Raw genomic sequence first — 17,674 nt, forward strand, 5'->3', positions numbered from 1 at the left:
AGCAATCGGCACGATAGGCTATGGGATGCTGACCGGCCTCGGGCGGCATCCTCGGGGGGCGCTGTAGAGTAGGAACTGTTCCTACTTCGTGTTAGACTGCTGCCTTGCGGACGACCTGCAATGAAGATCGACGCCACGACAGGGAGTGTCTTTCATGTCCAACACCAAGAAATCCTACGTCATCGGCGATCATTTCGACGCCTTCATCACCCGTCAGGTCGAGACCGGCCGCTTCAACAATGCCAGTGAAGTCGTCCGGGCGGGACTGCGGCTTCTCGAACGGGATGAGGTGAAATTGGCCGAGTTGAAGCGGCTGATCGATGAAGGCCTCGACGACATCGCTGCCGGACGGGTCTATGAATACGAAAGCAGTGAAGCACTGCTCGACGATATCATCAACGGCAAGCATGACGATTAAGAGCCGCAAGCCGATCTTCTCACGGGCAGCACGAGCAGACCTCCGCTCCATCTACAGATACATCGCAGAGACCAATCCAAACGCCGCGGCCCGCTTCATTCTCGATATCAACCTGAAAATCGAAAAGATTGCCGAAACCGGTTTGACCGGTATTGCGCGACACGCGCTTCGGCCAAATTTACGCTCCATACCTTATCGCGACCGTTGTATTTATTTCCGGGTCGAGAAATCCCATATCTACGTCGTCCGCATCCTGCACGGACGCCAGGACATTTCTTCCCAAGACTTCCCCGAAAGCGAGACCTGATGGCGAAAGCCCGTACTCAATTCATCTGCCAGAACTGCGGCACGGTGCATCCGCGCTGGGTCGGCAAATGCGAAGGCTGCGGCCAGTGGAATACCATCGTCGAGGAAGACCCGATGGGCGGCATCGGCGGCGGGCCAGGCAAGACGCCGAAGAAAGGCCGCCCGGTGGCGCTCACCACCCTTTCCGGCGAGATCGAGGAAGCGCCACGCATCGCGACCGGCATTTCCGAGCTTGACCGGGCAACCGGCGGCGGCTTCGTGCGTGGCTCGGCGGTGCTGATCGGCGGCGATCCCGGCATTGGCAAATCGACCGTGCTGATGCAGGCCGCGGCCGCGTTGGCCCGCCTGAAACACCGGGTCATCTATGTCTCGGGCGAAGAGGCCGTGGCACAGGTTCGTCTGCGGGCTCAACGACTGGGTGCTGCCGAGACCGACGTGCTGCTCGCGGCGGAAACCAATGTCGAGGACATTCTTGCCACGCTCGGCGAAGGCAAGCGGCCGGATCTGGTGATCATCGATTCGATCCAGACGCTGTGGAGCGACATCGTCGATTCCGCCCCCGGCACGGTGACGCAGGTGAGAACCGGCGTGCAGGCGATGATCCGCTTTGCCAAGCAGACCGGGGCGACTGTCGTGCTCGTGGGTCACGTCACCAAGGAAGGCCAGATCGCCGGGCCGCGCGTCGTCGAGCATATGGTCGACGCAGTGCTTTATTTCGAGGGCGACCGCGGCCACCACTACCGCATCCTGCGCACCGTCAAGAACCGTTTCGGGCCGACCGACGAGATCGGCGTCTTCGAAATGTCGGACAAGGGTTTGCGCGAAGTCACCAATCCCTCCGAGCTTTTCCTCGGCGAGCGCAATGCCAAGGCACCGGGCGCTGCGGTCTTTGCCGGCATGGAGGGCACGCGGCCGGTGCTGGTCGAGGTGCAGGCGCTGGTCGCGCCGACCTCGCTCGGCACGGCCCGACGCGCCGTCGTCGGCTGGGATTCGGCGCGGCTATCGATGATCCTTGCGGTGCTCGAGGCCCATTGCGGTGTGCGGCTCGGGCAGCACGATGTCTATCTCAATGTCGCGGGCGGCTATCGGATCACCGAGCCGGCGGCGGATCTGGCCGTCGCCTCGGCACTCGTTTCATCGCTTGCCGGCCTTGCCCTTCCGCCGGATTGCGTCTATTTCGGCGAAGTCAGCCTGTCGGGGGCCATCCGGCCGGTTGCGCACACCGCCCAACGCCTTAAAGAAGCCGAAAAGCTCGGCTTTTCACAGGCGGTCCTGCCATCGGCTTCGCCGGACCTTCCCAAGGGAACGGGCCTGCGCTGGAGCGAGATGGAGGCTCTTCCGGATCTGGTGGCGCGCATTGCCGGGTCGAAGGGCGCGCTGAAGCAGGCGGATGACGAATACTGACGGGATTTTACGGGCAAACCCCATGAAAATCCGGTGAAAACAGTGTTCACACCCTATCGCTGCCGCGACGTCCGACGCGGGATGCTGTATAGGGTTCGCACATATCGCAATGAGGCCGCCGTCAAGCGGGTTCGGAGTAGGTCAACATGCCCATTACAATTCTCGACGGCATCGTTCTCGGCGTCGCGCTGTTTTCCGCCATTCTGGCAATGGTCCGCGGTTTCTCCCGAGAAGTCCTGTCGGTCGCAAGCTGGGTGGGCGCTGCCGCTGCCGCCTATTTCCTCTATCCCTATCTCGTGCCCTATGCGAAGCAGTACACGACCAGCGATCCGGTCGCGATGGCGGGCTCCGCCGGCGTCATCTTCCTGGTGGCGCTGATCGTCATCTCGTTCATCACCATGCGGATCGCCGATTTCATCATCGACAGCCGCATCGGCGCGCTTGATCGCACACTAGGCTTCCTGTTCGGGGCTGCCCGCGGCGTGTTGCTCGTCGTCGTCGCCATGCTGTTCTTCAACTGGCTGGTCGCACCGCAGCAGCAGCCGGTGTGGGTGACCCAGGCGAAATCCAAGCCGCTGCTCGACAATCTCGGCGGCAAGCTGATCGCGCTCCTGCCGGAAAATGCCGATGCGACGATCCTCGACCGCCTGCGCGGCAAGAACCCGGCAGCTCAGGACGACAACGACACGCCGGCCGCTCCGGCCGACCAGGCGCCTGCCGATCAGGCCCCGGCCGACCAGGCGCCCGCGGATGACGCCCCCGCTACCAACGGCTGAACTCCGATGATAGAATGAAGGCCCGCTCCGGCGGGCCTCGTCCGTTTTGCAATGATGCCATGCCGTCCCTTCAACCCTCGCGACTTGACGGGCCGGCGATCCGATACGATATGCGCTCCGCGTCCGTGCTGACAAAAGGCCAAAGCGATGATCCATTCCGCAGAGATTGACAATGTACTCGATGGCGACACCCTGCATGAGGAATGCGGCGTGTTCGGCATTCTGGGCCATCCCGATGCGGCAACGCTGACGGCGCTCGGCCTGCATGCGCTGCAGCATCGCGGCCAGGAGGCAGCCGGTATCGTCACCTTCGACGGCAAGCAGTTCCATACCGAAAAGCATATGGGCCTCGTCGGCGATCACTATACCAATCCCGCCGTTCTGGCGAAGCTGCCCGGCTCGATCTCGATCGGCCACACGCGCTATTCGACAACCGGCGAAGTGGCGCTGCGCAACGTGCAGCCGCTGTTTGCCGAGCTTGAAGTCGGCGGCATCGCCATTGCCCACAACGGCAACTTCACCAACGGCATGACCCTGCGCCGCCAGATCATCGCCACCGGCGCCATCTGTCAGTCGACCTCCGATACCGAAGTTGTCCTCCACCTCATCGCCCGCTCGCGCCATTCCTCGACGGTCGATCGCTTCATCGATGCAATCCGCCAGATGGAAGGCGGCTATGCCATGGTAGCCGTCACCCGCACCAAGCTGATCGCCGCGCGCGATCCGGTCGGCATCCGCCCGCTGGTGATGGGCGAACTCGACGGCAAGCCGATCTTCTGCTCGGAAACCTGTGCGCTCGATATCATCGGCGCCAAGTACATCCGCGATGTCGAAAACGGCGAGGTCATCGTTTGCGAAATCCAGCCCGATGGTTCGATCCAGATCGATGCCCGCAAGCCCGCCAATCCGCAGCCGGAACGGCTCTGCCTGTTCGAATATGTCTATTTCGCCCGTCCCGACTCGGTCGTCGGCGGCCGCAGCGTCTATGTGGCGCGCAAGAACATGGGCATGAACCTCGCCAAGGAATCGCCGGTCGAGGCCGATGTCGTCGTTCCGGTGCCGGATGGCGGCACGCCGGCGGCACTCGGCTTTGCGCAGGCAAGCGGCATTCCGTTCGAATACGGCATCATCCGCAACCACTATGTCGGCCGCACCTTCATCGAGCCGACGCAGCAGATCCGCGCCTTTGGCGTGAAGCTGAAGCATTCGGCCAACCGGGCGATGATCGAGGGCAAGCGCGTCGTGCTCGTCGACGATTCGATCGTGCGTGGCACGACATCGGTGAAAATCGTGCAGATGATCCGCGATGCCGGCGCCCGCGAGGTGCATATCCGCGTCGCCAGCCCGATGATCTTCTATCCCGATTTCTACGGCATCGACACGCCGAATGCCGACAAGCTGCTGGCCAACCAGTATGCCGACGTGAAGGCCATGGCGAAGTTCATCGGTGCCGACTCGCTGGAGTTCCTGACCATCGACGGCCTCTACCGCGCCGTCGGCGGCGAGGAGCGCAACAATGCCCGGCCACAGTTCACCGATCACTATTTCACCGGCGACTATCCGACCCGGCTTCTCGACAAGAACGGCGAGACGACCGGCCTGAAGCTTTCGATGATGGCCAGCAACGGCTGATAGCGCCTGACCGCCTTTCCAAAGCGCCCCGGCCGAACCGGGGCGCTTTTTCTTGACCTGCGGCATTTCGCCGGGATGGCATTCGCCGGCCATCTTGCATCCGGGGCGGGTGCTGTGGCAGAGCAGGCCTCGCATTCCTGAAACCGGAGCCATCCAGACATGATCGATCTCAAGGGCCGCCTCGCGCTGGTCACCGGCGCTTCCCGCGGCATCGGCTATTTCACCGCGCTTGAGCTGGCCAAGGCCGGCGCGCAGGTCATCGCCTGTGCCCGCACCATCGGCGGTCTGGAGGAGCTTGACGACGCCATCAAGGCCGCCGGCGGCCTGCCGGCCACGCTGGTGCCCTTCGATCTCGCCGATATGGCGGCCATCGACAAGCTCGGCGGCGCGATCCATGAGCGCTGGGGCAAGCTCGATATCCTCGTCGCCAACGCCGGCATGCTCGGCGTCATCTCGCCCATCGGCCATGTCGAGGCCAAGGTGTTCGAGAAGGTGATGAACATCAACGTCAACGCCACGTGGCGGCTGATCCGCTCGGTCGACCCGCTGCTGCAGCAGTCTGATGCCGGCCGGGCTCTGATCCTGTCTTCGGCTGCCGCGCACAAGTGCCGGCCGTTCTGGGGCCCCTACTCTGCCTCCAAGGCGGCTGTCGAAGCCCTCGCACGCACCTGGGCCGGCGAAACCCAGCGCCTGCCGCTGCGCATCCTCAGCGTCGATCCGGGTGCGACCCGCACCGCGATGCGCGCGCAGGCCATGCCGGGCGAAGACCCATCGACCGTGCCGCATCCTTCGGAAGTGGCTGCGAAGCTGCTGCCGCTGGTCGGGCCTGATCAGACGGAGACCGGCAAGCTGTTTATTGTCAGGGAAAACCGGATCGTCGATTACCGGATGCCGGAGTAATCCTCTCCCGACAAAAAAGCCGCCTCGAAAGGGCGGCTTTTTCTTTGTTTCAGTGTCCGTCGCGGTCGCCGGGCAACCCCGGCTCACCAACAGCCGGATGATCCGGGTGGTCGGGCCAGGTGGTGCCGTATTTCTTCTGCCATTTGCGAGCACCGAAGGGCAGCGTGGCGAGATAGCCGATGGCGGTGACGACCATGGTTTCCCAGGTATAGGTCATCAGGGTCGCGACATAGAGCACCACGACCAGGATGATCGGCAGCACCAGATCGCGGCGGATGTGGTTGCTCGACTTGCCCGACCAGACGGGCAGACGGCAGACCAGCAGGAAGCCGATCAGCACGGTATAGGCGGCGCTGATCAAAGCGACGGTCCTGTCCGGCACGACGCCGAGAAGGCCGAGATACATCGGCAACAGCACCAGCATGGCGCCAGCAGGCGCCGGCACACCGACGAAGTATTCCGACTGCCAGTCCGCCTTGATCTCGCGCTCGGCCATGACGTTGAAGCGCGCAAGGCGCAGGCCCGCGGCAATCACGTAGATCAGGGCGGCAATCCAGCCCAGCGAACGTGCCTGATCGAGCACGAAGGCATAGAGCACCAGCGCCGGCGCCACACCGAAGTTGACGATATCGGCAAGCGAATCCATCTGCGCGCCGAATTTCGACGTCGCCTTCATCATGCGAGCAAGACGTCCGTCGATGCCATCGAGGAAGGCGGCGAGCAGCACCATGGCCACGGCGAGTTCAAAGCGGCCTTCGAACGCCATGCGCACACCGGAGAGGCCGGCGCAGATGGCCAGCACTGTAACGACGTTCGGGACGATCAGCCGGAGCGGGATTTCGCGCAGGCGCGGGCCTCGCGCCTCCTGATTGGGGCCGTTGGGTTCGAAGGACGGAAAGGGCGTTTCCATGGGTCGCTCCTGTTGATTCTCGGCTTAGTCGCGGCGGCTGATGACCGGCCCCTTGGCGGAGCCGAATTCGGCGATCACCGTCTCGCCGGCAATCGCCGTCTGGCCGAGTGTGACGCGCGCCTGAGCGCCGGCGGGCAGGAAGACATCGAGGCGCGAGCCGAAGCGGATGAGGCCGAAGCGTTCGCCCGGCTGCAACGTGTCGCCCTCGTTCGACCAGCAGATGATGCGGCGGGCGACGAGGCCGGCAATCTGGATGACGCCGATGGTGCCGTGGGCGGTTTCGATGGCAAGCCCGTTACGCTCGTTTTCGTGGCTGGCCTTGTCGAGTTCGGCATTGACGAACTTGCCTGCGCGGTAAGCGATGCGGCGGATGGTGCCACGCATCGGCGCGCGGTTCACATGGCAATTGAAGACGTTCATGAACACGGTGATGCGCAGCATCGGTTCGTTGCCGATGCCGAGTTCATCCGGCGGCGTGACCATGGCGATGGAGGAGACGCGGCCATCGGCGGGGCTGATGACGAGATCGTCGTCCAGCGGTGTCATGCGCACGGGATCGCGGAAGAAATAGGCGCACCAGGCTGTGAGGATGAAGCCTAGCCACATCAGCGGTTCCCAGAGAAGCCCCAGAAGAAGCGAAACGACGAAGAAGCCGGCAATGAACGGATAACCCGCCTTATGCACCGGAACCAGCGTGTTACGGACTGTATTGATGAGGCTCATAAATTCTCGTCTCCAGATTTTCTTGGTGCCACGGAGTACAGGGAAATGCGGAGCAATGGAAGGCAGTAGGCGTTAGGCAATAGAGGGGTTCGCGTGTGTCGCACGTCCGCGCTTCTACCGCCTAACGCCTATTAGCTACTGCCTCACCAATTACACCGCCGCCGGACCGCGCATCACCACGCCCAGATCGTCTTCTTCCCGAACCTGCTTCAGCCGTTCCTCGGCCTGCGTCGCTTCGCGCTGGCGGCTCCACATGGAGGCGTAAAGGCCGTCGCGATCGATAAGTTCCCCATGGGTGCCGCGCTCGGCGATGACGCCATCCTTCAAGACGATGATCTCATCGGCATGAATGACCGTCGACAGGCGGTGGGCGATGACCAGCGTCGTGCGGTTCTGCGAGACGACATCGAGAGCCGCCTGGATTTCCTGCTCGGTGCGGGTATCGAGCGCCGAGGTCGCCTCGTCGAGGATCAGGATCGGCGGGCTCTTCAGTATGGTGCGGGCAATCGCCACACGCTGCTTTTCGCCGCCGGAGAGTTTTAGGCCCCGCTCGCCGACCATGGCATTGTAGCCTTCCGGCAGGTGCTTGATGAAATCGCCGATCTGGGCGATCTCGGCGGCGGCCTGCACGTCCGCATCGTTCGCCGAGGGGCGGCCGTAGCGGATGTTGTAGGCCAGCGTATCGTTGAACAGCACGGTATCCTGCGGCACCATGCCGATCGCCTTTCGCAGGCTCTTCTGGGTCAGTTCGCGCACGTCCTGACCATCGATGGTGATCGAGCCTTCCTGCACGTCGTAGAAGCGGTAAAGCAGCCGCGACAGCGTCGACTTGCCGGCACCCGAGGGGCCGACGACGGCCACCGTCTTGCCGGCCGGCACGTCGAAGGTGATGCCCTTGAGGATCGGGCGGGCCGGGTCATAGGAGAAATAGACATCTTTGAAGGCGATGGCGCCCTTGTCGATGGCGAGTTCGCGGGCCTCCGGCTTGTCCAAGACCTCGGCCTCGACCTCCAGAAGATCGAACATCTGCTCGATATCGGTCAGGCCCTGGCGGATTTCGCGGTAGACGAAGCCGATGAAATTGAGCGGGATCGATAGCTGCATCAGCATGGCATTGATAAAGACGAAATCGCCCAGCGACTGTTCGCCGCGCTGCACGGCGAGCGCAGACATGACCATCATGATCGCCGTACCCGCGCCAAAAATCAGCGCCTGGCCAAAGTTCAGCCAGCCGAGCGAGGTCCAGACCTGGGTCGCGGACTTCTCGTAGCGCGCCATCGACTGGTCGAAGCGCTTGGCTTCCATCTCCTCGTTGCCGAAATATTTGACCGTCTCGAAATTGAGGAGCGAGTCGATCGCCTTGGTGTTGGCGTCGGTATCGCTCTCGTTCATCGAGCGGCGGATGGCGATGCGCCAGTCGCTCGCCTTCACCGTGAACCAGATGTAGAGACAGACCGTGACGGCGGTGACGAGCAGGTAGCTGAAACCATAGCCCCACCAGAAGATGACCGCCGTCAGCAGGAACTCGATCAGCGTCGGCACCGTGTTGAGGATGGTGAAGCGGACGATGGTTTCGATGCCCTTCGTGCCGCGCTCGATGATGCGCGACAGGCCGCCGGTGCGGCGCTCCAGATGGAAACGCAGCGACAGCTGATGCATATGAACGAAGGTGCGATAGGCGAGCTGGCGCACCGCATGCTGGCCGACGCTGGCGAAGAGCGCATCGCGCAGCTGGTTGAGGCCGGCCTGCAGCAGGCGCGCGACGTTATAGGCGAGCACCAGCATGACGGCGCCGGTGAGGAAGGCCGGCAGGATGCCGACGACATCCGCCTTGCCGTTCAGGGCGTCGGTCGACCACTTGAAGAAATAGGGAACGAGCAGCAGCACGATCTTGGCGACGAGCAGGATCACCGTTGCCCAGACCACCCGCATCTTCAGGTCGGCACGGTCGCTCGGCCACATATAGGGCCAGAGATTGACGATGGTCTGCATCGGATTGCCGGCGTCTGCCGATACGGTTTTCTTCTGGGGAGCCATGGATTCTGCTTTGCCGTCAGCCACGGCGACGCCATGGCAAATGCGGGAACCGGTCTTTTCGAGGCAGCCCCGCGCGTTTTCCAATCGAAAGCGGCGCCTCGTCGGCGCCGCTTGCTGTTTCAGATAGGTCTTTCAGCCACCCGTCGCAATGCGACAGACACGGAAAAACTCAAGGAAGATGCTTCATGTGCTTGCGGTGGATTTCTTCCGATTCTGCATCCGGCATCGCCTTGTCCGGCACGCCGAAGATCTGGCCCGGCCTGATCCGGTCGGGATCGGTGATCTGGTCTTCGTTGGCCATGTAGATCGTGGTGTAACGGACACCGGCACCATAGACCCGTCGCGAAATCTGCCACAGCGTATCGCCGCGGCGGATGATGACCGAGGTCTTGCTTTCCGTCAGCGGAGCCTGCTGCACCGTTTCCGGGGTGGCCTGGCTTGCGGGCTGGCCGGTTGTCTGAGCGGCAGCCGGGGGCGTAGCGGCCTGATCGGTCGCGGTGCCGCTGGCGACCGGCGTTTCGCTGGCTGGTGCTTGCGCCGTGGTGCCCGCTGCCGTTTCCGGTGCGGGTGTCTGTTCGGCCGGCTTCGCGTCGTGTGCGACCACGCCGCCTGCTCCGTCGGTGCGCGGCATCAGGGCGGAACCGACCGCAGTCTCGATCGAGCCGAGGGCTGTGGAAACGCTCTGCGGGTCCTTCGGCAGGCCCTTCAGCAGGGCCAGCGCATCGGCGGCGGCCTTGGAGGTTTTGGCAACCATATCCTTCACGCCGGCATCGAGGCCATCAGGCGCCTTGAAATCGGCGAGCGAACCGAGTGCGATCTCGGTTGCGGAGCGGGCCGCGGCCAGCTCTTCGCCGCTCGGCACCTTGCCGTTGGCGAACAGGCCCTTCAGCAGGTTCAGCGCCTTGCCGGCTTCCAGACGAAGGCCGTCGAAGGCGCCGCCGTCGAACGGCACGATAGCGCCATTGGCAGAAGGCTGGGCGACGGCTGCGACCTGATCGCCTTCCGGGCGATCGAACGGCACGGCGACGCGGACAGTGACCGTCGTCTTGTCTTCGGCCATCATATCGGCGCGGATCGTGTGCTGGCCGACCGAAAGCTCCAGTGCGCCATCGACGACGAAGCGGCCCTGGTCGTCGGTTTTGGTTTCGCCGACCAGACGATCATCGGCATAGACGCGCACCAGGGCGCCCGGATTGGCCGTGCCGGCAACGAAGATCTTGGTGCCTTCGAGTTCGACGGCCGAAACGGCGATCGCCCCCGTGCCGGCCGGCGGCGGGGTTGCAACGGCCGCGCCTGTCCCGGCTGCGGGCTTGGCGGCCGGTTCTTCCGTTGTCGTCGCGGCGGTTTCCGAGGAGGCAGCCAAGGCCGGCTTTCCGGCTGCGGATTCGGCTGGCGTCGGCTGCGACGCGACAGCTTCCTTCGGCGCGGTAAGGATGCGGCTGGCAACGCCGGGCTTCGACACCATGGCGAGCAGTTCGCCGCTCTTGTCCGTGGGAATGGAGACGGTCGCGACCTCTTCCGAAGACTTCGCGAGATTGCCTTCGAGACTACGCAGCGTCAGCTGATAGTCGCCCGGATTGAGCGGCTGGTCGAAGACGGCGGCGAAATCGCCGGCGGCGCTGACATCGGCTGTCGCAACGACCTTGTCGCCACTGACGATCTCCAGCTTCGTACCCGGCTGGGCACGGCCGGCGATGACCGTAGAGCCATCCGGCTCGACGCGCAGGATATCGAAGCTCGGAACCGTCCAGGCGGCGGTCGGATCGGCCGCCGGCTTCTGGGCTTCAGGCGTTGCGGCCTGCTCCGCCGGCTTGTTTTCGCCGGTCGCGGCTTGCGGCTGGGCTTCCGGGGTTGCGGCCTGGCCTTCGGCTGCGGGGCGGTTGCCCTTGGCATCCGCGGCAGGCGCCGTGGTTGCGGGTTCGGTCTTGCTTTCAGCAGGCGGATTTTCCGTCTTGCTGCCGATATTCGGCAGGACGAAGAAAACCATCAGAGCCGTTGCAGCCGCGAGTACGATAAGGGCCACCAAACCGGCCTTGTTCTTCATTTTCGGCATCTCCAAGAAAGCCGTGAGCGGCGATGCGCTTCGCATCTTGCCATCCGGCTCGAACCCCAAATGCGCAGGTCATGGCCCTGATCCCGCCCCCGAGAGAGGCCAGCCCGCGCGGCACTTTATTTAATCCCGGAATTGCTAACGATTTCCGCTGTCCTTCACAAGCATCCGGCATACGGGAACGCCCGGAGACCCGCGGTTTCCCTTCATTTTTCTTGACGCGGAAGGAACGGCAATGTCTCTTTGCCCGTATGAGTGAACAGAATACTCCGATTCGATCCGTTTGCGTGTATTGCGGCTCGCAGCCCGGCAGAAGCCAGGCCTATGTCGAGGCCGGCCGCAAGCTCGGCCAGGCGATGGCGGAAAACCACCTCCATCTCGTCTATGGCGGCGGCACCAAGGGCGTGATGGGCGCGGTCGCAAGCGGCGTGCTTTCCCATGGCGGCCGCGTGACCGGTATCATCCCCGAATTCCTCGTCGATATGGAAGCGACCCGGCATTCGCTCGGCCAGCTTTCCGAACTGATCGTCACCCCCGACATGCACGTGCGCAAACACAAGATGTTCGAACGCGCCGATGCGTTCGTCACCTTGCCCGGCGGCATCGGTACGCTGGAAGAAATCGTCGAGATCATGACCTGGGCGCAGCTCGGCCGTCACCGCAAGCCGATCGTGCTGGCCAATATCGGTGGCTTCTGGGACCCGTTGATGGAGCTGATCCGCCACATGGCCGATGCCGGCTTCGTGCATTCGGCCCATCTTTTGCAGCCGCTGGTCATCGACAGCATCGAGGAGATCGTGCCGGCGCTTCTGGCCCATTGGGCCGGCAAGATCGACCGCGATGGCGAAGAAGAGATCATCGCGAAGCTTTGAGCCTCGCTTCATCCTCAAAAAGAAAAACGCCGCGTCTTCGAAGGAAGCGCGGCGTTTTCGTTTTGATCCCGACTTGCCCGCTTGTCCCTTCTCCCCGCGTACGGGGAGAAGGGACAAGCGGAGAATTCCGTCGCGTAAACTTATTCCGCAGGGTGCGGAGCCCGCTTTGCGGCGCGGCTTCCGAGGAACATCGAGCCGGAATAGACTGCAAGCGCTGCCCAGATGAGGATGAACGCGACCAGCTTCACCGTGTTGAACGGCTCGTGGAAGACGAAGATCGCAATCAGGAAGATCATTGTCGGGGCAATGTATTGCATGATGCCGATGGTTGACAGCCGCAGCAGCTTGGCGCCGTTGGCATAGATCATCAGCGGAATTGCGGTGACGACGCCGCAGGCGAGCAGCAGCAGGCCATCGGTCATGCCGGTATCGAAGAAATGCCCCTGCCCCGTCGCTTCGCGATAGAGGATATAGCCAAGTGCCGGAACGCTGAGCAGCAGCACTTCGAGAAAGAAGCCCTGGTTCGGGCCGATCGGCAGGGTCTTGCGGAAGAAGGCGTAAAGCCCCCAGCTCAACGCGAGACCGATGGAAACCCATGGTAGGCCGCCGGCATCGACGGCGAGCACCGCGACCGCCACCGCCGCCAGCCCAATAGCGGCGATCTGTGCGCGATTCAGCTTTTCTTTCAGGAGCACCGCGCCGAGGAAGATGGAAAACAGCGGATTGATATAATAGCCGAGCGCCGTTTCCAGTGCCCTGCCCGCACCGATCGCCCAGACATAGATGCCCCAGTTGATGGTGATGAGCACGGCCGTCAGGGTCGCCATCTTCAGCATGCGCGGCGAGCGCAGCGCCACTTTCACCTCGTTGGTGCGCCCGAGCCAGACAAGGACGAGACCGGCGAGCGGCACCGACCAGATGATGCGGTGGGCGACGACTTCGGACGAGGGAATATGGCCGACCGCCTTCATGAAGAACGGCAGGAAGCCCCAGAGCCCATAGGCCACCAGGGCAAAAACGAAGCCGCGTGGCGAATCACCATCGACCGGAGCCGGATTTTCTTTGGCGTCAGTCATGGCACATCATCCCGAACATTTTTCCATCGCGCCGTCCTACTCCAAAGCACCGAAAGCCGCCAATTCATTTCGGTGAAGGGTGATGCAATAAGTTTGAACTGGCTGGTTTCGGCGAAAAACCGTCATATTTCCGGGGATGTTTTCCAGATAAACCGGCGTTACCTTCCGTTCGGCCAATGAGAAAACAAGGGGCATATCTGATGTCAGCCAATCCCGGACTTCACCCGATCACCCGCCGTTCCCTGCTTGGCGGTCTCGCCGCCACCTCCGGCCTTGTCCTGCTGCATCCCTTCGCGGCGCGCGCTGCCGGCAATCAGGCGCATCTCAGGATCATGGAAACCACTGACATCCATGTCCATGTCTTTCCCTACGACTACTATGCCGACAAGCCGAACGACACGATGGGCCTTGCCCGCACAGCCTCGATCATCGACACGATCCGCGCCGAAGCGACCAACTCGCTGCTGGTCGATAATGGCGATTTCCTGCAGGGCAATCCGATGGGCGACTTCATGGCCTATCAGCACGGCATGAAGGAAGGCGACGTCCACCCGATTATCAAGGCGATGAACGTTCTGGGCTACGAAGCGGGCACGCTCGGGAACCACGAGTTCAACTACGGCCTCGATTACATGAACAAGGTGCTTTCCGGTGCCAACTATCCTTATGTCTGCGCCAATCTCACCAAGGGCCAACTCGCTTCCGATCCGAAGCAGGACGAACTGTTCTTCAAGCCCTATACGATCATCGAGAAAGTGATCACCGATGGCTCAGGTGCCGCCAGTCCGCTGAAGATCGGTATCATCGGCTTCGTGCCGCCGCAGATCATGCTCTGGGACGTGAAAAACCTCGAGGGCAAGGCGCAGACCCGCGATATCGTCGAGGCAGCCAAGGCCTGGGTGCCCGTGATGAAGGAGGAAGGGGCCGATATCGTTATCGCACTCTCCCATTCCGGCATCGACGGCTCGGGCCAGACGGAGCGTATGGAAAATGCCTCGCTCTATCTCGCCGGCGTCGAGGGCATCGATGCGGTGTTTACCGGCCACCAGCATCTCGTCTTCCCCGGCCCGAAAAGTTTTGACGGGATCAAGGGCGTCGATCCGGTGAAGGGTACGCTGCTCGGCAAGCCGGCCGTGATGGGCGGCTTCTGGGGTTCGCATCTCGGCTTGATCGACCTTCTGTTGGAAAAGGACGGCAACGACTGGAAAATCGTCGATTTCACGACGGAAGCGCGGCCGATCTATCACCGCGAAGACAAGAAGGTGGTGGCCGATGTCGCCGACCGGGCGGATGTTCTGGCGGCGGCGGAGCCCGAGCATGAAGCGACGCTCGCCTATGTGCGCACGCCGGTCGGCAAGACCTCGGCGCCGCTCTATTCCTATTTCGCCCTCGTGGCCGACGATCCTTCCGTGCAGATCGTCTCCCAGGCGCAGACCTGGTACATCAAGGAGATGCTGAAGGACACCGAGCACAAGGACTTGGCCGTTCTTTCGGCGGCCGCGCCCTTTAAGGCCGGCGGTCGTGGCGGGGCGGATTATTATACCGACGTTCCCGCCGGCGACATCGCCATCAAGAATGTCGCCGACCTCTACCTCTACCCCAACACGGTGCAGGCCGTGGTCGTGACCGGCGCTCAGGTGAAGAACTGGCTGGAAATGTCGGCCGGCATGTTCAACACCGTCGAGGCCGGCGCCAAAGATGCACCACTGCTCAACACTAGCTTCCCCTCCTATAATTTCGACGTCATCGACGGCGTGACCTACGAGATCGACCTGTCGCAGCCGGCGAAGTACGACAACGAGGGCAATGCGGTGAACGCCGACTCGAACCGCATCCAGAACCTGATGTTTCAGGGAAAGCCGATCGATCCCGAGCAGAAATTCGTGGTCGCCACCAACAATTACCGCGCCGGCGGCGGCGGCAAGTTCCCGGAGATCGCAGCCGACAAGGTGGTGTTCGCAGCCCCCGACACCAACCGCGACGTGATCGTGCGCTACATCCACGAACAGGGCACCATCAACCCGTCCGCCGATGGCAACTGGACCTTCAAGGCCCAGCCTGGCTCGACGGCGGTGTTCGAAACCGGGCCGAAGGCACGCGGACTGATCGGCGCGGTCAAGAGTGTCAAGATCGAAGATGCAGGTGACGGGGCGGACGGGTTCGCGAAGTTCCGGCTGGTGTTGTAGCGAAAGAATGGCACGGCGCGCGGATAGGACAATACCGCGCGCCGTGGTAAACTGAAGCAAACGGGAAAGCCATCATGTCCACGCGCCGCTCATTCAACATCAGCCTGCCATCCGATCTCGTCGAGCAGAAGGTGGCGGCCGGCGAATACGCCACGGAAAGCGAACTCATTACCGACGGTTTGCGCACGCTTATCGAGCGAGACGCAGAGTTGGACACCTGGCTGCGTGAAGACGTCTTGCCGCTGGCCCGAAAGGTGGAGGATGGCAGCGCCGAAACGATGACTGCGGAAGAAACCTGGAAAAGGCTCCGGGTTCACATGGATCGCCGGGTGACGGGGGCGAAGTGACGTATACGGTCAGCTTTACGCCGGCCGCGACCGCCGATCTTGAGAACATCTTCGACTATATTGCCGAGAAGGCCGGCGAAGAAATCGCACGTGGCTACGTCACCCGCATCTATCGTTACTGCCTGGGTTCGAAACATTTCCTCACCGCGGCAGTTCTCGCGAGGATTTGATGCCCGGATTGCGAATCGTCGGGTTTCGTCGCCGCGCAACGGTTGCGTTTCTCGTGCGGCAATCCGAAGTCACGATTATCCGGATCTTTCATAAGGGACGCGAGATCGATTTTACCGGCAGTTGACCTTCGTGAACGAAAGCACCGCCGCCCCCTACTCCGCCGCCGCCAATCCCTGATGATTTCGGTTCTTCAGCAGCTTGTAGACGATCGAATCCATCAGGGCCTGGAAGGAGGCGTCGATGATGTTGTCTGAGACGCCGACCGTCCACCAGCGCTGGCCGGTGCTGTCGAGGGATTCGATCAAGACGCGGGTGATGGCTTCCGTGCCGCCGTTGAGGATACGGACCTTGTAGTCCGCAAGTTCCAGATCGGCGATTTCTGACTGGTATTTGCCGAGGTCCTTGCGCAAAGCGAGGTCGAGCGCGTTGACCGGGCCGTGGCCCTCGGCCACCGACAGCATCGTTTCGCCATCGATCGACACCCGCACCACCGCTTCCGAAACGGTCTTCAGGTGGCCGTTGGCGTCGTAGCGCCGCTCGACCATCACGCGGAAACTATCCACGTGGAAGAAATCCGGCACGGAACTCAAGGTTCGCTGGGCGAGGATGGCGAAGCTCGCGTCGGCGCCCTCATAGGCATAGCCGGTCGCCTCGCGCTCCTTGACGATGGCGATCAGCTTGTCGAGCTTCGGGTCATCCTTGGAGACGGCGATGCCCCGCCGCTTCAGGGCATTGATGAAATTGGCCTTGCCACCCTGGTCCGAAACCATGACCTTGCGCAGATTGCCGACGCTTTCCGGGGTCACATGCTCGTAGGTGCGCGGGTCTTTCAGCAGCGCCGAGGCGTGGATGCCAGCCTTGGTCGCAAAAGCGGACGCGCCGACATAGGGCATCTGGTGGTCGGGCGAGCGGTTGAGCAGTTCGTCGAAGGCGTGGGAAAGCCGCGTCAGCTCCTGCAGCTTTTCCGCATCGATGCCGGTTTCAAAACGGGTGGCGTAGGTTTCCTTCAACGCCAGCGTCGGGATGAGCGTGATCAGGTTGGCGTTGCCGCAGCGTTCGCCGATGCCGTTCAGCGTACCCTGGATCTGGCGCACGCCGGCCTCGACGGCGGCGAGCGAATTGGCGACGGCCTGGCCGGTGTCGTTATGGGCGTGGATGCCGAGATGGCTGCCTGGCACGCCGGCCGCGATGACGGCGGTGACGATCTCGCGGATTTCCGGCGGCTGGGTGCCGCCATTGGTGTCGCAGAGCACGATCCAGCGGGCGCCGGCCTCATAGGCCGTTTTGGCGCAGGCAAGTGCGTAGGCCGGATTCGCCTTGTAGCCGTCGAAGAAATGCTCGCAATCGATCATCGCCTCGCGGCCGCTTTTGACCACGGCCTGAACCGATTCCCGGATCGATTCCAGATTTTCCTCGTTGGAACAGCCGAGCGCGACTTTCACGTGGTAGTCCCAGCTCTTGGCGACGAGACAGATGGCATCGCTGTTGGCTTGCAGCAGCGCGTTGAGGCCGGGGTCGTTGGAGGCGGAGACGCCGGCGCGCTTGGTCATGCCGAAGGCAACGAACTGGGCGCGGTTCGTGCGACGCTTCTTGAAGAATTCCGTGTCGGTCGGATTGGCGCCGGGATAGCCGCCCTCGACATAATCGACACCGAAATCATCCAGAAGGGCGGCAATCGCCATCTTGTCCTCGACGGAAAAATCGATGCCGGGCGTCTGCTGCCCGTCACGAAGGGTAGTGTCGAAGAGGTAGATGCGTTCGCGCGCGGTTTTCATCGTCGTTCCCTCCAAGGAACCTTGTGCTTCAAAACTTGCCCCTCACCCTAGCCCTCTCCCCGCCTGCGGGGAGAGGGAACGACGGAGTTTG

16 protein-coding genes are annotated in these 17,674 nt (G+C 62.6%); 10 read left to right on the plus strand and 6 right to left on the minus strand.

The annotated features are described in order from the left end of the window. Positions 1–154: 154 nt before the first annotated feature. The 6 genes from ASC86_RS00920 to ASC86_RS00945 all read left to right on the plus strand — a co-directional run bounded on the left by ASC86_RS00920 (position 155) and on the right by ASC86_RS00945 (position 5,436). Positions 155–418: a type II toxin-antitoxin system ParD family antitoxin gene (locus ASC86_RS00920; protein ID WP_056314968.1), complete on the plus strand. Its 264-nt coding sequence runs from the start codon at positions 155–157 to the stop codon at positions 416–418. Continuing rightward, positions 357–725, plus strand: coding sequence for a type II toxin-antitoxin system RelE/ParE family toxin (locus tag ASC86_RS00925; RefSeq protein ID WP_244477497.1), 369 nt, complete (start codon positions 357–359; stop codon positions 723–725). Before ASC86_RS00920 ends, ASC86_RS00925 begins: the two co-directional genes overlap by 62 nt. Next, the gene (gene radA / locus ASC86_RS00930; RefSeq protein ID WP_056314971.1) at positions 725–2,128 is read left to right on the plus strand and encodes a DNA repair protein RadA; all 1,404 of its coding nucleotides are present in this window, start codon (positions 725–727) and stop codon (positions 2,126–2,128) included. The genes ASC86_RS00925 and radA overlap by 1 nt, the downstream gene beginning before the upstream one ends. Positions 2,129–2,274: 146 nt before the next feature. Continuing rightward, positions 2,275–2,904, plus strand: a complete 630-nt coding sequence (locus ASC86_RS00935) for a CvpA family protein (RefSeq protein WP_056314973.1) — start codon at positions 2,275–2,277, stop codon at positions 2,902–2,904. A 147-nt stretch (positions 2,905–3,051) separates the two neighbouring features. After that, positions 3,052–4,536, plus strand: coding sequence for an amidophosphoribosyltransferase (gene purF, locus ASC86_RS00940; protein WP_056314975.1), 1,485 nt, complete (start codon positions 3,052–3,054; stop codon positions 4,534–4,536). 159 nt (positions 4,537–4,695) lie between these two features. Next, positions 4,696–5,436, plus strand: coding sequence for an SDR family NAD(P)-dependent oxidoreductase (locus tag ASC86_RS00945; protein ID WP_056314977.1), 741 nt, complete (start codon positions 4,696–4,698; stop codon positions 5,434–5,436). Positions 5,437–5,485: 49 nt separating this feature from the next. On the opposite strand, the gene pssA is transcribed toward ASC86_RS00945, so the two are convergent. The 4 genes from pssA to ASC86_RS00965 all read right to left on the minus strand — a co-directional run bounded on the left by pssA (position 5,486) and on the right by ASC86_RS00965 (position 11,150). After that, positions 5,486–6,346 carry a CDP-diacylglycerol--serine O-phosphatidyltransferase gene (pssA, locus tag ASC86_RS00950; protein ID WP_056314979.1) on the minus strand — a complete coding sequence of 287 codons (861 nt, stop codon included), beginning with the start codon at positions 6,344–6,346 and terminating at the stop codon, positions 5,486–5,488. A gap of 24 nt (positions 6,347–6,370) precedes the next feature. After that, entirely contained in the window at positions 6,371–7,069 is a 699-nt protein-coding gene (locus tag ASC86_RS00955; RefSeq protein ID WP_056314981.1) for a phosphatidylserine decarboxylase, read from the minus strand. Between the two features lie 150 nt (positions 7,070–7,219). Beyond that, positions 7,220–9,106, minus strand: coding sequence for an ABC transporter ATP-binding protein/permease (locus ASC86_RS00960; protein ID WP_056318062.1), 1,887 nt, complete (start codon positions 9,104–9,106; stop codon positions 7,220–7,222). Between the two features lie 169 nt (positions 9,107–9,275). Next, positions 9,276–11,150: a LysM peptidoglycan-binding domain-containing protein gene (locus tag ASC86_RS00965; protein WP_056318066.1), complete on the minus strand. Its 1,875-nt coding sequence runs from the start codon at positions 11,148–11,150 to the stop codon at positions 9,276–9,278. 257 nt (positions 11,151–11,407) lie between these two features. Between ASC86_RS00965 and ASC86_RS00970 the strand changes: the two genes are divergently transcribed. After that, positions 11,408–12,028 carry a TIGR00730 family Rossman fold protein gene (locus ASC86_RS00970; protein WP_056314984.1) on the plus strand — a complete coding sequence of 207 codons (621 nt, stop codon included), beginning with the start codon at positions 11,408–11,410 and terminating at the stop codon, positions 12,026–12,028. A 140-nt stretch (positions 12,029–12,168) separates the two neighbouring features. On the opposite strand, the gene rarD is transcribed toward ASC86_RS00970, so the two are convergent. Beyond that, positions 12,169–13,104 (minus strand): EamA family transporter RarD, encoded by a 936-nt coding sequence (gene rarD, locus ASC86_RS00975; RefSeq protein ID WP_056314985.1) that lies wholly within the window; start codon positions 13,102–13,104, stop codon positions 12,169–12,171. A gap of 200 nt (positions 13,105–13,304) precedes the next feature. Between rarD and ASC86_RS00980 the strand changes: the two genes are divergently transcribed. The 3 genes from ASC86_RS00980 (at position 13,305) to ASC86_RS26440 (ending at position 15,807) form a co-directional block, all read left to right on the plus strand. Next, positions 13,305–15,290 (plus strand): bifunctional 2',3'-cyclic-nucleotide 2'-phosphodiesterase/3'-nucleotidase, encoded by a 1,986-nt coding sequence (locus ASC86_RS00980; RefSeq protein WP_056314988.1) that lies wholly within the window; start codon positions 13,305–13,307, stop codon positions 15,288–15,290. Between the two features lie 74 nt (positions 15,291–15,364). Continuing rightward, positions 15,365–15,637 (plus strand): ribbon-helix-helix domain-containing protein, encoded by a 273-nt coding sequence (locus ASC86_RS00985; protein ID WP_056314990.1) that lies wholly within the window; start codon positions 15,365–15,367, stop codon positions 15,635–15,637. Then, positions 15,634–15,807 carry a type II toxin-antitoxin system RelE/ParE family toxin gene (locus ASC86_RS26440; protein WP_244477498.1) on the plus strand — a complete coding sequence of 58 codons (174 nt, stop codon included), beginning with the start codon at positions 15,634–15,636 and terminating at the stop codon, positions 15,805–15,807. Before ASC86_RS00985 ends, ASC86_RS26440 begins: the two co-directional genes overlap by 4 nt. Positions 15,808–15,960: 153 nt before the next feature. Here the strand turns inward: ASC86_RS26440 and cimA are convergent, their stop codons facing one another. Then, complete coding sequence (cimA, locus tag ASC86_RS00995; RefSeq protein WP_056314992.1) at positions 15,961–17,583, minus strand: citramalate synthase; 1,623 nt, start codon at positions 17,581–17,583, stop codon at positions 15,961–15,963. Positions 17,584–17,674: the final 91 nt, after the last annotated feature.

Origin of the sequence: Rhizobium sp. Root1212 (assembly GCF_001424985.1) — a bacterium.
GTDB lineage: Bacteria > Pseudomonadota > Alphaproteobacteria > Rhizobiales > Rhizobiaceae > Pararhizobium.